The organism is Luteimonas colneyensis, assembly GCF_014836665.1.
GTDB classification, from domain to species: domain Bacteria; phylum Pseudomonadota; class Gammaproteobacteria; order Xanthomonadales; family Xanthomonadaceae; genus Luteimonas; species Luteimonas colneyensis.
Map to the genome: position 1 here is coordinate 35,032 of NZ_JACSQJ010000007.1, position 15,309 is coordinate 50,340.

General features: G+C 71.0%; 13 protein-coding genes and 2 riboswitches. Of the genes, 7 read left to right on the top strand and 6 right to left on the bottom strand.

Annotated features, from left to right (window positions below):
- Positions 1–16 precede the first annotated feature (16 nt).
- Positions 17–112: riboswitch (glycine riboswitch) on the top strand.
- A riboswitch (glycine riboswitch) is annotated at positions 113–203 on the top strand.
- 53 nt (positions 204–256) lie between these two features.
- The 4 genes from gcvP to egtD all read left to right on the top strand — a co-directional run bounded on the left by gcvP (position 257) and on the right by egtD (position 7,619).
- Positions 257–3,142 (top strand): aminomethyl-transferring glycine dehydrogenase, encoded by a 2,886-nt coding sequence (gene gcvP / locus H9645_RS11740; protein WP_191729882.1) that lies wholly within the window; start codon positions 257–259, stop codon positions 3,140–3,142.
- A 77-nt stretch (positions 3,143–3,219) separates the two neighbouring features.
- The gene (locus H9645_RS11745) at positions 3,220–5,388 is read left to right on the top strand and encodes a catalase (protein ID WP_191729883.1); all 2,169 of its coding nucleotides are present in this window, start codon (positions 3,220–3,222) and stop codon (positions 5,386–5,388) included.
- Between the two features lie 78 nt (positions 5,389–5,466).
- Positions 5,467–6,660, top strand: coding sequence for an ergothioneine biosynthesis protein EgtB (gene egtB, locus H9645_RS11750; protein ID WP_191729884.1), 1,194 nt, complete (start codon positions 5,467–5,469; stop codon positions 6,658–6,660).
- Positions 6,657–7,619 carry an L-histidine N(alpha)-methyltransferase gene (gene egtD, locus H9645_RS11755; RefSeq protein WP_191729885.1) on the top strand — a complete coding sequence of 321 codons (963 nt, stop codon included), beginning with the start codon at positions 6,657–6,659 and terminating at the stop codon, positions 7,617–7,619. Before egtB ends, egtD begins: the two co-directional genes overlap by 4 nt.
- A gap of 69 nt (positions 7,620–7,688) precedes the next feature.
- On the opposite strand, the gene H9645_RS11760 is transcribed toward egtD, so the two are convergent.
- Positions 7,689–8,303: a hypothetical protein gene (locus H9645_RS11760; protein ID WP_191729886.1), complete on the bottom strand. Its 615-nt coding sequence runs from the start codon at positions 8,301–8,303 to the stop codon at positions 7,689–7,691.
- A 93-nt stretch (positions 8,304–8,396) separates the two neighbouring features.
- A complete protein-coding gene (locus H9645_RS11765; protein ID WP_191729887.1) occupies positions 8,397–8,927 on the bottom strand; it encodes a hypothetical protein in 531 nt (176 codons plus the stop codon).
- A 159-nt stretch (positions 8,928–9,086) separates the two neighbouring features.
- Between H9645_RS11765 and arsC the strand changes: the two genes are divergently transcribed.
- On the top strand, positions 9,087–9,449 hold the full coding sequence (gene arsC / locus H9645_RS11770; protein ID WP_189494091.1) for an arsenate reductase (glutaredoxin): 363 nt from the start codon (positions 9,087–9,089) through the stop codon (positions 9,447–9,449).
- Positions 9,450–9,631: 182 nt separating this feature from the next.
- Here the strand turns inward: arsC and H9645_RS11775 are convergent, their stop codons facing one another.
- On the bottom strand, positions 9,632–11,737 hold the full coding sequence (locus H9645_RS11775; RefSeq protein ID WP_191729888.1) for a TonB-dependent copper receptor: 2,106 nt from the start codon (positions 11,735–11,737) through the stop codon (positions 9,632–9,634).
- 69 nt (positions 11,738–11,806) lie between these two features.
- On the bottom strand, positions 11,807–12,205 hold the full coding sequence (locus H9645_RS11780; protein ID WP_191729889.1) for a DUF2946 family protein: 399 nt from the start codon (positions 12,203–12,205) through the stop codon (positions 11,807–11,809).
- 198 nt (positions 12,206–12,403) lie between these two features.
- On the opposite strand from H9645_RS11780, the gene nirK reads away from it, so the two are divergent.
- Both nirK and H9645_RS11790 read left to right on the top strand, forming a co-directional pair.
- Complete coding sequence (gene nirK, locus H9645_RS11785; protein ID WP_191729890.1) at positions 12,404–13,780, top strand: copper-containing nitrite reductase; 1,377 nt, start codon at positions 12,404–12,406, stop codon at positions 13,778–13,780.
- 135 nt (positions 13,781–13,915) lie between these two features.
- Positions 13,916–14,476, top strand: coding sequence for a hypothetical protein (locus tag H9645_RS11790; RefSeq protein ID WP_191729891.1), 561 nt, complete (start codon positions 13,916–13,918; stop codon positions 14,474–14,476).
- Positions 14,477–14,498: 22 nt separating this feature from the next.
- Here H9645_RS11790 and H9645_RS11795 read toward each other — a convergent pair whose 3' ends face one another.
- Both H9645_RS11795 and H9645_RS11800 read right to left on the bottom strand, forming a co-directional pair.
- Positions 14,499–14,852, bottom strand: coding sequence for a thioredoxin family protein (locus H9645_RS11795; RefSeq protein WP_191729892.1), 354 nt, complete (start codon positions 14,850–14,852; stop codon positions 14,499–14,501).
- Positions 14,852–15,259, bottom strand: a complete 408-nt coding sequence (locus H9645_RS11800) for a host attachment family protein (protein ID WP_191729893.1) — start codon at positions 15,257–15,259, stop codon at positions 14,852–14,854. Before H9645_RS11800 ends, H9645_RS11795 begins: the two co-directional genes overlap by 1 nt.
- Positions 15,260–15,309: the final 50 nt, after the last annotated feature.

The window sequence follows — 15,309 nt, forward strand, 5'->3', positions numbered from 1 at the left end:
ATAATCGCCGTCGCTAGACCCTCCAGCGGGAGAAGCCGCCCCCGGTCCACCGGGACGGCTGCCGAAGGCGCAACGCCCGTAATCGCTCAGGCCCACGTACCGCCGGTGGGGACAACTCTGGAGAGACCGGTCAAACCCGGCGCCGAAGGTGCATGGGACAGGCTCGCGCCCGTCCCGAACTCTCAGGCAAAAGGACAGAGGGGCGCCCCGCGTGCGTGCACGCGGCCCTCCCGCGCCCGCCAGAGTCCCGACCGCCATGTCCAAGCCCGCCTCCCTCCGCTCGCTCGAGCACCACGACGCCTTCGTCTCGCGCCACATCGGCCCCAACGACGCCGAGATCGCGCACATGCTCGGCGTGGTCGGCCACGACTCGCTCGACGCCATGACCGACGCCATCGTGCCCGGCTCGATCCGTTCGGCCGCCGCGCTCGCCCTGCCGCCGCCGATGACCGAGGTCGACGCGCTGGCGAAGATCCGCGCCGTCGCCGACCGCAACACCGTCTTCCGCAGTTTCATCGGACAGGGGTACTACGGCACCCATGTCCCCAACGTCATCCTGCGCAACATCCTCGAGAACCCGGCCTGGTACACGGCCTACACGCCCTACCAGGCGGAGATCTCGCAGGGCCGCATGGAAGCGCTGATCAACTTCCAGACCATGCTGGCCGACCTGACCGGCATGGAGATCGCCAACGCCTCGCTGCTCGACGAGGCCACCGCGGCCGCCGAGGCGATGACGCTGGCCAAGCGCTCGGCGAAGTCGAAGTCCAACGTGTTCTTCGTGTCGAAGAACGTGCATCCGCAGACGCTCGAGGTGCTGCGCACGCGCGCCGGCGGCCTGGGCATCGAGCTGCACGTGGGCGACGACGCCGACGCCGCCACCGTCGACAGCTACGGCGTGCTGCTGCAGTACCCCGACACCTTCGGCCGCATCCACGACTACCGCGCCGTGGCCGAGGCCGTGCACGCGCGCCAGGGCGTGGTGACCGTGGCCGCCGACCTGCTGGCGCTGACCGTGATCGCGGCGCCCGGCGAATGGGGCGCCGACATCGTGGTCGGCAACACCCAGCGCTTCGGCGTGCCCTTCGGCTTCGGCGGCCCGCACGCCGGCTACATGGCCTGCCGCGACGCGTTCAAGCGCTCGATGCCGGGCCGCCTGATCGGCGTGTCCGTCGACGCCGAGGGCAATCCCGCCTACCGCCTGACCCTGCAGACCCGCGAGCAGCACATCCGCCGCGAGAAGGCGACCTCCAACATCTGCACCGCGCAGGTGCTGCTGGCGGTGATGGCGTCGATGTACGCCGTCTACCACGGTCCCGAAGGCCTGACCCGCATCGCGCGCCGCGTGCACCGCTTCACCGCGATCCTGGCCGCGGCGCTGCGCCAGGCCGGCGCCACCGTCGGCGACGACTTCTTCGACACCCTGCACGTCACCGGCATCGACGCCGCGGCCGTGCACGCGAAGGCGCGCGAGGCGCGCATCAACCTGCGCGCGATCGACGCCGGCAGCGTCGGCATCAGCCTCGACGAAACCACGACCCGCGAGGACGTGGCCGCGCTGGCCGCGCTGTTCGGCGGCGCCGTGGACGACATCGACGCGCTCGACGCCGCCACTGCCGACGCCCTGCCGGCCGGCCTGCCGCGCAGCACGAAGTTCCTGACCCATCCGGTGTTCAACACCCACCACAGCGAGCACGAACTGCTGCGCTACATGCGCGCCCTGGCCGACAAGGACCTGGCCATGGACCGCACGATGATCCCGCTGGGCTCGTGCACCATGAAGCTCAACGCCACCGCCGAGATGATCCCGATCACCTGGCCGGAGTTCGGCCAGATCCATCCGCTGGCACCGGCCGACCAGGTCGAGGGCTACAGGGAACTGATCGACGGCCTGGAGGCGATGCTGGCCGAGATCACCGGCTACGACGCGGTCAGCTTCCAGCCCAACTCGGGCGCCCAGGGCGAATTCGCCGGCCTGCTGGCGATCCGCGCCTACCTGGCCTCGAAGGGCGAGGGCCACCGCGACATCTGCCTGATCCCCGAGTCCGCGCACGGCACCAACCCGGCCTCGGCGCAGATGGTCGGCATGACCGTGGTCGTGACCCGCTGCGACGCCAACGGCAACGTCGACGTCGAGGACATCCGCGCCAAGGCGGAGAAGTACTCCGACCGCCTGGCCGCGATCATGATCACCTACCCGTCCACGCACGGCGTGTTCGAGGAGGACGTGGTCGAGATCTGCGAGATCGTCCACGCCCACGGCGGCCAGGTCTATACCGACGGCGCCAACATGAACGCGCTGGTCGGCGTCGCCCGGCCCGGCAAGTGGGGCTCGGACGTCAGCCACCTCAACCTGCACAAGACCTTCTGCATCCCGCACGGCGGCGGCGGCCCCGGCGTCGGTCCCTGCGCGGTGAAGTCGCACCTGGCGCCGTTCCTGCCGCGCGCGTTCGGCGGCGAGGGCGAGGTCGGCATGGTGTCCGCGGCCACCCACGGCTCGGCCAGCATCCTGCCGATCAGCTGGATGTACATCGTGATGATGGGCGCCGAAGGCCTGCGCCGCGCCACCCAGGTGGCGCTGCTCAACGCCAACTACGTGGCGAAGCGGCTGGAGCCGCACTACCCGACCCTGTACACCGGCCGCAACGGACTGGTCGCGCACGAGTGCATCCTCGACCTGCGCCCGCTGAAGGATGCCACCGGCGTCGGCGCCGAGGACGTGGCCAAGCGCCTGATCGACTTCGGCTTCCACGCGCCCACGCTCAGCTTCCCGGTTTCGGGCACGCTGATGGTGGAGCCGACCGAGAGCGAGAGCCTGCACGAGCTCGACCGCTTCATCGACGCGATGATCCAGATCCGCGAGGAGATCCGCGCGATCGAGGACGGCCGCCTGGACCGCGAGGACAACCCGCTCAAGCACGCCCCGCACACCGCCGCCCAGGTGTCGGCCAGCGAGTGGACCCACGCCTACCCGCGCGAACTGGCCGTGTTCCCGCTGCCCTCGCTGCGCCTGCAGAAGTACTGGCCGCCGGTGGCGCGCGTGGACAACGTGCACGGCGACAAGAACGTGTTCTGCAGCTGCATCCCGATCGGCTCGGCCGAGGACCAGCCGGAGGCGTTCAGCGAGCCGGACGTGGTGTAAGCCTCCCCGCAGCTGCCGCCACGTCGGCTTTACGCCGCAGCCCACACCATGCCTGCTCCCCCGCGAAGGAGCAGCGCATGGCCAGGCCCCGTACCCCCACGACCACCCCGCCCGGCGCGCAGCCACCCACCGCGACCAAGGCTCCGAAAGCGAAACCGGCCGGCAGCGTGGGCCGGTCCGCGGGCGCGGACCCTGAATTCGATGCCCCCCGGGGCAACGGCGGCGAGTACCAGCAGCAGGCCGGCGGCAAGCGCCCGCCGCTGACCACCAACCAGGGCGTGGTCATCGCCGACAACCAGAACTCGCTGAAGCAGGGCCCCCGTGGCCCCACGCTGCTGGAGGACTTCATCCTCCGCGAGAAGATCACCCACTTCGACCACGAGCGCATCCCGGAGCGCATCGTGCATGCGCGTGGCTCCGCTGTGCACGGTTACTTCGAGCTGACGAAATCGCTGGCGCGGTACAGCCGGGCGCAGCTGTTCACCGACGTCGGCACGCGTACGCCGGTGTTCGCGCGCTTTTCCACGGTGGCGGGCGGCGCCGGTTCGGTGGATACGCCGCGCGACGTGCGTGGCTTCGCGGTGAAGTTCTACACCGCGGAAGGCAATTTCGACCTGGTCGGAAACAACATCCCGGTGTTTTTCATCCAGGACGCGATGAAGTTCCCGGACGTGGTGCACGCAGTGAAGATGGAGCCCGACCGCGCGTTTCCCCAGGCGGCCAGCGCCCACGACACGTTCTGGGACTTCATCTCGCTCACGCCCGAGTCCATGCACATGATCATGTGGGCGATGAGCGACCGCACCATCCCGCGTTCGCTGCGCATGATGGAAGGCTTCGGCGTGCACAGCTTCCGCCTGCTCGATGGCGAAGGCCGCAGCACCTTCGTCAAGTTCCACTGGCGGCCGGAGCTCGGCGTCCAGTCCACGGTCTGGGACGAGGCGGTGAAGCTGCAGGCCGCCGACAACGACTACCACCGCCGCGACCTGTTCGAATCGATCCAGGCCGGCGACTTCCCGGCCTGGACGCTGGCGGTGCAGCTGTTCACCGAAGAAGAGGCCGAGGCCTTCCCCTTCGACCACCTCGACCCGACCAAGATCATCCCCGAGTCGCTGGTGCCGCTGCAGGTGGTCGGACGCATGGTGCTCGACCGCTGGCCGGACAACTTCTTCGCCGAGACCGAACAGGTGGCGTTCTGCCCTGCCAACCTCGTGCCCGGCATCGACTTCAGCAACGACCCGCTGCTGCAGGGGCGGCTGTTCTCCTACCTCGACACCCAGCTGATCCGCCTGGGCGGCCCCAACTTCCACCAGATCCCGATCAACCAGCCGAAGTGCCCCTTTGCCAACCACCAGCGCGACGGCCACATGCAGATGCAGGTGCCGCGCGGACGGGTGAACTACGAGCCGAGCTCGCTGCAGGAGGACAGCCCGCGCGCCGACGCGCCGGCCGGGTTCCGCAGCCACGCCTCGGCCGACGATGGCGCCAAGGGTCGGCTGCGTCCGGAAAGCTTCGCCGACCACTTCAGCCAGGCGCGCATGTTCTTCCGCAGCCTGGAGGCGCCCGAACAGGCGCACCTGGCGTCGGCGCTGGTGTTCGAGCTGTCGAAGGTGGAGACGCCGAAGGTGCGCGAGCGCATGGTCGGCCAGCTGCGCCACGTCGACGAGGCGCTCGCCACCCGCGTGGCCGACGGACTGGGCATGGACGCGCTGCCGCCGGCACCCCCGGCGGCGATGCCGGCGCAGGACCTGCCCCCGGCGCCGGAGGTGCGCATCATCGGCCGCATGAAGGACACGCTGAAGGGGCGCTGCGTGGGCATCCTTTTCGACGAAGGCAGCGATGCCGCGGCGCTGAAGGCGCTGCGCAAGGCCGCGGAGGCCGCTGGCGCGACCGTCAGGCTGGTGGCGCCGAAGCTGGGCGGTGCCGTGCTGTCCGATGGGAAGAAGCAGGCCGCCGACGGCCAGCTCGCGGGCACCCCGTCGCAGGTGTTCGATGCGGTCGCGGTGCTGCTGTCCGAGGCCGCGGGAAAGAAGCTCGCGAAGGAATCCGCCGCGGTCGACTTCGTGTCCAATGCCTGGGCGCATCTCAAGGCGATCGCTTCCGATGCCGGCGCGGCGCCGCTGCTCAAGGCCGGCGGCGTCGGCCGGGACGCGGGAACCGTCGAGGCCGGCGATGCGAAGGGCTTCGTCGCCGTGGCGAAGACGCGGCAGTGGGCGCGCGAGCCGAAGCTGCGGACGCTGGCCTGAGTGGCAAGCGTGCAGGACACCATCGTGCACGCTGCCGCGCGCCCGGAAGGACCGCGCGGCAGCGCGTATGCTGCGGGCATGGCGTCCGCCCTCGCCACCCGTTACTCGCAGGTCCGTGCACGTACCCTGGCCCTGGCCGCGCCGCTCTCCCCCGAGGACGCGCAGCTGCAGTCGATGCCCGACGCCAGCCCGGCAAAGTGGCATCTCGCGCACACGACCTGGTTCTTCTCGCGCTTCGTGCTCGGCGACGCAGCCTCGGCGATGCCTGCCGGCTGGGACTACCTGTTCAACAGCTACTACGTCGGCGCCGGCGAGCGCCACGCCCGCGCCGAGCGCGGCCTGGTGTCGCGACCGACGCTGGCCGAGGTGCTCGACTGGCGCCGACGCATCGACGATCGTCTGCTCGAACGCCTGGAGCGGGACGATGTCGATGAAGCGGCGCTGGACGTGCTCCTGCTGGGCACCCACCACGAGGAGCAGCACCAGGAGCTGCTGCTGACCGACATCAAGCACGCGTTCTGGTGCAATCCGCTGCAGCCGGCCTGCTTCGATGCCGCCTCCGCGCCGGACTGCGCCCCGCCTTCCATGGACGCCCAGTCCGGCACCGGTCCGGACTGGCTGGCCCGCGACGAGGCGATCGACTGGATCGGCGCCGCGCCATGGCCGACCGCCGGCAGCGGCTTCGCCTATGACAACGAAAGCCCCCGCCACCGCGTGCTGGTGCCCGCGCACGCGATCGCCGCGCGTCCCGTGGGCAACTCGGAGTACGCCGCCTTCGTCTCCGATGGCGGCTACGGCACCCCGGCGCTGTGGCTCAGCGATGGCTGGGAGCACGCGCAGCGCGCCGGCTGGCAGCGGCCGCTGTACTGGCACGCCGACGGCACGCGCGAGTTCACCCTCGCCGGCTGGCGCGAGCGCGATCCCGACGCGCCCGTGCGCCACGTCAGCTTCTACGAAGCCGACGCCTTCGCACGCTGGGCGGGTGCGCGCCTGCCCACCGAGGCCGAATGGGAAACCGCCGCGCCCGGCCTCGCCGGCCGAGGCCGCTGCTGGGAATGGACCTCGAGCGCCTACGCGCCGTATCCCGGCTTCCGCCCCCTGCCCGGCACGCTCGGCGAGTACAACGGCAAGTTCATGAGCGGCCAGCAGGTACTGCGCGGCGGCAGCTGCGCGACGCCGCCAGGGCATGCGCGCGCGACCTACCGAAACTTCTTCGCGCCACCCTCGCGCTGGCAGTTCTCCGGCCTCAGGCTGGCAAAGGATCCCGATTGACCACGCCGCTCCGCATCACCGACCTCCATCCCAGCGACGACGACATCGCCGGCGACGTCCTGCGCGGCCTGGCCGCCACGCCGAAGCGGCTGCCGTCGAAGTACTTCTACGACCAGCGCGGCTCGGAGCTGTTCGAGGCCATCACCCGCCAGCCGGAGTACTACCCGACGCGGGTCGAGCTGGCGATGCTGGCCGAGCACGGCGCCGACATCGCGCGCGCCGCCGGCCCGCGCGTGCACGTGGTGGAGTATGGCAGCGGCAGCGGCCGCAAGACGCGCCTGCTGCTGGACGCGCTCGAAGACCCGGTCGCCTACACGCCCATCGAGATCTCGCGCTCGGCCCTGGCCGCGAGCGCGGAGCGGCTCGACCGCGAGTTCGGCGACCTCGAGGTGCTGCCGGTGCTGGCCGACTTCACCTGCCCGGTGCCGCTGCCGCCACCGGCGCGCCAGGCGGATTCGGCGCTGGTGTTCTTCCCCGGCTCGACGCTGGGCAACTTCACCCGCGAGGAGTCGGTGCGCCTGCTGTCGGCCATGCGCGACACCATGGGCACCAACGGCGCGGCATTGCTCGGGCTCGACCTCGAGAAGGATCCGGCCATCATCGAGGCCGCCTACAACGACGCCGCCGGCGTCACCGCGGAGTTCACCCTCAACCTGCTGCACCGGCTCAACCGCGATGTCGGCAGCGACTTCGACCCGGCATCGTTCGCGCACCGCGCCCGCTACCTGCGCGACGAGGGCCGCATCGTGACCACGCTCGAAAGCCTGCGCGCGCAGGTGGTCACCGTGGACGGCCGCCGCTTCGCGTTCGCGCAGGGCGAAGAGATGCACGTCGAGCAGAGCCAGAAGTACACCGACGCCCGCATCGCGGCGCTGGCCGCGGATGCCGGCCTGCGCGTGGCCGCGGCCTGGAACGATCCGCGCGACTGGTTCGGCCTGCGCCTGCTGCGTCCCGCATAGCGCGGGGACGCCTCCGGGCGCGCGGCGCGCCGGGGCCGCCAGGGTCACGGCGCGCCGCCGACATCGCCGTCAGCGCTTGCGCATCTGGTCGCGCGCGTTCTCCGCGCGCGCGGCACCGATGGCGGTTTCCACCTTCTTGACCTCCTCGGGCGGCGGCAGCACCGCCGGCAGCCCGAGCGACTTCAGCCACAGCTCCCGGCACCAGCCCTTGGTGTGGTACAGGTGATGGTCTTCCTGCTGTTCCACCTGCTCGTAGGCCTCCCTGAGCGCCTTGCCCACGTCGCCGGTGGCCTTCTTCGCGACGTAGCCGACCAGCTCCCAGTTGAGATGGTCCTTGGTTTCGGCCAGCACCACGCATTCCGCCGCGACCAGCTCGGCGGCCGCGGGGTCGCCGGCGGCCTGCGCCAGCTCCATCGCCTTCACCAGCGATTTGCCGTGGTGCGCGACCACGTCGCGCCCCGGCGTGCGGGCGGCGGGGTCGAGCCCGAGTTGCTCGAAGACCGACATCAGCACCTGCTGGTGCATGCGCGTCTCTTCGAGGTATTCGGTCCATTCCTTGCGCAGGCCGTCGTTGACCGCGCACTCGATCGCCTTCAGGTAGATCTGCTCGCCGCCGAGCTCGGTCTCGAGCCCCTGGTACAGCAGCTCGTGCAGCTGCGCCTGGTCATGGGTTCCGCGTGCCATGGTGCGTGCCCTCGTGGGTGGGAGGAGACACGATCCGACCCGGGGCGTGGCGACGCGGTGAAACGCGGGCGGCGCGGCGGCGCGCCGCCGCGTTCAGGGACCCGTCGGCCGCTGCCTCGGCACCGCGTCGGGCGCCAGCATGATCTTCGCGCCCTTGAAGTACATCATGCGCAGCTGGCGGCCGCGGGGCGACCAGCCGATGAAGTGCGCGCGCGCCTCTTCCTCGAACATGTCGCGGTAGCGCTGCGCCATCTCGTCGTTCTGCAGCTCGATCATCACCCCCACCGACTCCGGCTTCGGCAGCGAGGCGTTGTAGGCCTCGAGCGTTTCGCGGATGCAATTGAGGAAGGGCATGGTCTGCTTCAGGCCGCGCGCGCCGACGTCGAAGAACTGCCGGTACAGGTACGTCGGCTGGCCGAAGGACGGCACGATGCCCAGCACCGCGGTGCCGACGCCCCACAGCGCGCCGGTCTCCGTGTCGCGCCCGACCGCCACGGCCTGCGCCGCGCGCTCGGCCGCCTTCGTCGGATCCGGCAGCGCGCGGTTGCGCGCCCACATCGCGATCAGCTCCGAAGACAGCTCCGGCGTCACCCGCTTCCAGACCGGCACGATCTCCAGGCTCATCCGGACACCCCGTTGCACTGCATGCGATCGAACATCGGAACCCTCCTCCCAGGACTGCGCCCGATCATGGCGCAAGCGGCGACGGCGGCGCAACGCGGGCCGCGAGCGACTACATTGGCGTCCCGCGCCGCGCGGCCGTGGCGCATCGCAGGAGCCCCCATGCACGCCGTGATCTACCACAACCCCCGCTGCAGCACCTCGCGCAACGCGCTCGCGCTGATCCGCGAGGCCGGCATCGAACCGGAAGTCATCGAGTACCTGCGGACGCCGCCCACGCGTGAACGCCTGGCCGCACTCGTCGCCGCCGCCGGCATCGGCGTGCGCGACGCGATCCGCCGCAAGGAAGCGGTCTACGCCGAGCTCGGCCTCGACGATCCCATGCTCGACGACGACGCGCTGCTGGACGCGATGGTGCGCGAACCGATCCTCATCGAGCGGCCGTTCGTCGAAACCGCCCTGGGCGTGCGCCTGGCGCGTCCGCTGGAGCGCGTGCGCGAGGTCCTGCCCGCCGTGGCGGGCTGAGGCTGCGCCAGCACCCGGGAGTCGTCCCTGCGCCCACGCGCGGGACGGCGACGGCGACGCGGACACGGGCCGCGAGAGGCAGTCGTGCAGGTTGCGGAGCTCGCGCTCCAGCAGCGGCGGCAGCTCGCTGGCAGGATCGGCACGCGGCGACTCCAGCCCGCGTGCCTCCCCGCCCCGGGGCCTCACCAGCTGTAGCCCACCCGCAGCCAGGCCGTCCGGCCGGGCTCGTTGATCCGCACCGCGTCGGCCGGGTATCCGAAGTCGGCGTTGCCGGCGAGGTTGAGGTGCTCGCTGTAGGCGCGGTCGAACAGGTTGTCGACGCCGGCGGTCAGCTGCACGCCGCTGGCGAAGCGGTAGCCGGCGTTGAGCGCGAGCGTGGCGAAGCCGGCGCTGGGGCCGATGTCCTGCCCGACCACGTTGCCATAGCCCTCGGCGACGCGGTCCTGGCCGTCGACCACGCGGACCAGCGCGCCGGCCGACCAGGTGCCGTTGTCCCAGTCGGCGCTGAAGCGGCCTTCCATCGGCGGCATCTGCGGCAGCGGGCGGCCGCTGTCGCGGTCCTTGCCGCGGGCATACGCGAGGCTGCCGCCCAGCGTCCAGTCCTCGTCCGGCCGGTATTCGACGCCGAACTCGGCACCGCTGGTCTGCGCATCGATGTTGGACACCATCGACCGCTTGCCCATCATCGTGTCCATGTAGCGGAACTGGATGAAGTCGTCGACGCGCCCGGCGTAGGCCGAGATCCAGGCGTCGAAGCGCTCGCCGCGGTACTGCAGGCCGACGTCGAGCTGGGTGGTCTTCTCGGTGTCGAGGCCGGCGAAGGCGTTGGCCGCGCCCATCGGGCCCATGTTGGCCGAGAACAGCTCCCAGTAGTCGGGCATGCGCTCGGTGTGGCCGATGCCGGCGTACCAGCTCAGCGAGCTGTCGACGTCCCGCTCGAAGCGGACGAAGCCCGCCTTCAGCGTCTCCTCGCGCGACATGCCCGCGGTCGGATTCGGCATCGCCTGGCCGCCGTGCCCGCCGGCCACCGTCGTGCGTTCGTCCTCGGCGCCGGCGCGATCCACGCGCGCGCCGGCGATCCAGCGGTCGCGCTCGCCCTGGAACCAGGTGCCCTCGGCGAACACGCCGAGGTTGTCGAAGCGCGCGTCCACCGTCCACGGCACCGCCAGGTAGGCGCCGCGGCCCATCGCGCTGCGGCGGCGGTGGCGGCTGTCCATGGCGTCGATGCCGGTGACGAGTTCGAACGCGGCGCCGCGCCACGTGGCGGCGGCACGTCCACCGCTGGTGCTGCGCTCGACGTTGGAGGCCATGGGCATCGGCATCGAGCCCTGCGGGTTCGGCTCGCGCAGGCTGTAGTTGTCCATCACGTGGTCGGCGACGTTGTGGTAGACGCTGGCCTCGAGTTCCTGCAGCGCGCCCATGCCGATGTTCTCCTTCTCGAAGCGCAGGCTGTAGTTGCTGCGGTCGAACTGGCTGCCGTCCATGCCGCGCGTGGCGTAGCGCGCCTGGCCGTCGCCGATGCCGATGCCGAGCTCCAGCAGCGTGTCCTCGTCCGGGGTCCAGCCGAGCGCGAGGTCGGCGTTCCACTTCTTCCAGGCCGAGCCGACGCGGTCGCCGTTGCCGTCGTCGTAGTCGCCGGACTCGGAGCGGTTGGCGCTGATGCGTGCATAGCCCAGCGGCGCGCCGTAGGTCGCGTCGACCACCTGGTCGTTGCGGCCCCAGCTGCCGGCGAGCGCGCTGGCGGCGAGCTTCCAGGCGGGCTCGGCGTAGTACTCGCGGTCGCGCTCGAAGCGCACCGTGCCCGCCGACGCGCCCGGACCCCAGAGCACCGTCTGCGGACCCTTGGTGACCACCAGCGCGTCATAGGTTTCCGGCGCGATGTAGGACATGGCGTTGTCCATGCGCGAAGGGCAGGCACCGGGCATGGCGCCGTCGTTGGTGAGCAGGTTCAGGCGCGAGCCGAACATGCCGCGCAGCACCGGATCGCCGTTGCTGCCGCCGTTGCGCACGGTGCTGAAGCCCGGGATGGTCTTGAGGTAGTCGGCGCCGTCGCTGGCCGGGACCGGCTGGCGCGGAAGCTTCGGGCTGGTTTCCCAGGTGAGCGCGGACACCGGCGCGGCGGCGGTGACCACCATCGCATCGAAGTCGACGGTGCGCGTTGCCTCGGCCGAGGCCGCGGCATCGTCGGCGGCAAGGTCGTTGGCGGACAGGACCGGGCTGGCGAGCGCAGCCACGATGGCGAGGCAGAGGCAGGACGAGCGGATCGCGGGGCAATACGGGACCGACATGGCGGTAGCTCCATGGGACAGGGGGATTCGGGGAAGTGCGCGCGCCGTCGCCGGCGCGCGTGGCGGTCGTCAGCCGTGCAGCGGCGGACCGCGGGACCCGAGCCCGCTGGGATGCAGCCATGGAAGCCGCGGCGACGCGGGCCACGGGATCGCCGCGTGCAGCCGCGGCGGGATGTGCGCAGGGAACGGCAGCGCGACCGGCGCCAGCAGCGCCGACAGCAGCGGGCAATAGTCGCAGTCGGCGTCGCCGGGTGCCGGCCGGAGCGGTGCACGGCCGTCCGGCCGCAAGCCCTCGACGGGGAGCGCGCCGTGCGCATGGCCATGCGGGATCGTGGACGCCAGGGCGTGGACGTGGGCGGTGCCATGCGCCGCGTGCACGAAGCGCGATGCGGTCGGCACGGCCACCAGGAGCAGCAGTGCCAGCAGTGCCAGCCGTCCCGTCCAAGCCTGGAATGCACGCGCGTTCATCGTGCCCTGGATTATCCCGACAGGTGGCTCCCGGACCCCTGACGCAGGTCAAGCAGGCGGCATTTCCGTACCAGCGCGTATGCGCTTGATCCAGGTCATGGCCGCCTCTCCGGCGCGCGACTAACGTGCAGCCCATCGGCGAAGGAGCACCACCTCCGATGCCCACCAGCTCCGTTTAACCCGCTAGGAAAACACGCCATGAGAAACCTGGTACTGCTGTTCGCCCTCGCCGCCGCCGGCGGCTTCATCCCGCAGGACGTCGCCGCGCAGGGGCCGTCCTCGGTCACGCCCGTCGCCGACGTCAACTTCAGCCTCCGCACCGCCATCCAGGACGGGCAGATGGTGTTCATCGGCAACGCCGGCGCCATCAAGGACCAGGTCAACCCCGACCTGCGCGTACCCGAGGGCGCGGTGGTCGCGATCACCCTGACCAACGCCGACGGCGCCATGCATGACATCGCCGTGCCCGACTTCGGCGCCCAGTCCGACCAGGTGATCGGCGAAGGCGCCGCCACCACGATCGTGTTCCGCGCCACCAAGGGCGGCACCTTCGAGTACCTGTGCACGATCCCCGGACACAAGCTCGCGGGCATGGCCGGCAAGCTGATCGTCGGCGACGTCAAGGAAGTCGTCAGCACCGCGATCGACGTCGCCAAGGATCCGGCCCAGGTCGGCGAGCCGGTCGGCGACCGCGCGCCCAAGCACATCACCTACGACCTGCTGACCACGGAAGTGGAAGGCAAGCTCTCCGACGGCAGCACCTATCGCTACTGGACCTTCGACAACACGGTGCCTGGCCCGCTGCTGCGCATCCGCCAGGGCGACACGGTCACCATCAACCTGAAGAACGCCGAGGACAGCATCAACATCCACTCGGTCGACTTCCACTCCGTGACCGGCCCCGGCGGCGGCGCGGCGGTGACCCAGGTGCGCCCCGGCGAGACCAAGAGCTTCACCTTCAAGGCGCTGCACCCGGGCCTGTTCGTCTACCACTGCGCCACGCCGATGATCGCCCACCACATCTCCAACGGCATGTACGGGATGATCCTGGTCGAGCCCGAGGGCGGCCTGCCCAAGGTCGACAAGGAGTACTACGTCATGCAGGGCGAGCTCTACACCGCGCAGAAGCACGGCTCCAGCGGCCTGCAGGAGTTCTCGGTCGACAAGCTGCTCGACGAGAAGCCCGAGCACCTGATGTTCAACGGTTCGATGAACGCGCTGACCAAGACCTTCAACATGGAAGCCGTGGTGGGTGACGAGGTCCGCATCTTCTTCGGCGTCGGCGGCCCGAACCTGGTCTCGAGCTTCCACCTGATCGGCGAAGTGTTCGACCGGGTCTACGACCTGGCCTCGTTCACCAGCCCGCCGCTGAAGGACGTGCAGACCACGCTGGTGCCCCCGGGCGGCGCGACCATGGTGGAGTTCAAGGTCGACTACCCCGGCAAGTACATCCTGGTCGACCACGCGCTGTCGCGCGCCGAGAAGGGCCTGGCCGGGTTCCTCACCGTCACCGGCGAGGCCGACGCGACGATCTTCGACAGCAAGGAAGGCATCGACGCCTCGTCCGGCCACTGACCGGCCAGTCGATCGCGATACCGGCGGCCCCGCGAAAGCGGGGCCGTTTTTCGTGGCGCTGTCAATCGCCGTCGCACATCAGGGCGTCATGCCGCAGTCACGCCGGATGAGACGAAGACGGGGACAATAGGCGCCATGCACCAGATGATCGAACTCCATCCCGCGGCCGACGCCCTCGACGTCCTCGGCCTGCCCGCCATCCCCTATCCCGTCGCGCTGCCGGTGTTCCAGGCGGCGGTGGCCAACGACGACGGCGGGCTGCCGCTCATCGACATGCTGCGCGGCCTGCAGCTGCGGGCGGCGCAGGCGGCCGACTGGCAGCGCCTGGCGCCGGCCATGGCCCGGCTGTCCGAGCTGGTGGCGGGCGACGACGGGCGCGCGCTGGTCGCGGTGGACGGCGAAGGCTGGCGGATCGACATCGGGCCGCTCCCGGCGGCGGAAGGCGTGGTCGCGCTCGTGCGCGACGACGTGCTGCTGGCCGCGGCCGCACGCGGTGGCGACGGCGGCCTGCGCGTGGCCGCGTGGCATCCGCTCGATGCAGGCACCATCGGCCGGCTGGTGGACCTGGCCCGCACGGATCGCGATGCGGCCGGCGGCGAGGACCTGTCGCCCTGGCACGCGCAGTGGATGCAGCCGCCGCGCCGGCCGGCCTGCGTGGCCGCCGACATCGCCGCCTGGAACGCGCCGCGGGGCTGAGCCCGGGCGCGCACGAGGCCTTTCAGGGCGTGCGCGCGAGCGCGTCGCGCAGGGGCTCCAGGTCCGCATCGGCCACCGGCCGCACCACGCGCACCAGCTCCATTCCCGAGCGCACGAGCACCAGCGTCGGCCACAGCTTCACTCCGAACGAACGTCCCAGCGGGCGGCCGCGCCCGTCCTCGATCTTGAGGTGGCGGACGTTCCAGCGTCGCGACAGCAGCGCCCGCAGCGCGGGCTGCGCCGCCTGGCAGTGGCCGCACCAGGGCGCGCCGAACTCCAGCAGCAGCGTGCCCTCCATCGCGTCGAGGTCGCTGCGCACCGGCTCATCGGCGGCATAGCCGCCCTGGTAGCTGCCGGCGTCCGCGTCCGTGGCCATCAGGCCGCGGGGCCGCGCAGGGCCGCTTCGATATCGGGCAGTGGCGAGTTGGTCAGCGTCTTCGGCACCTCCAGCAGCAGGCGCTGCTGGACCTCCTTGTGCAGCAGCGGCCGCATGCGCCCGAGCGTGGTCGGATCGGCCACCAGCACCAGGTGCGCGAACGCCTGCTTCAGCGCGCCATCGTTGAGTGCCAGGGCCAGCTGCTTGGCGAAGGTGGCCTCGTCGATCTGGGCGCCGGTGGATTCGTGCGGCATGCTGCCGGCCGGACCGTCGTCGTCCATGTTCACCAGCTCGCGCAACTCCACCTGGTGCAGCGACAGCGCGCGCTCGTCGCCACGGTTGCGGAACAGGCGTGCGTTGCCGCCGTCGGCCACGACGACCAGGGCATCGTTGGGAACCATCGTCATGCAGGCGTCCTCGGAGAAATCGGGCGTCCACCTTTGCCGATGCCGGATCA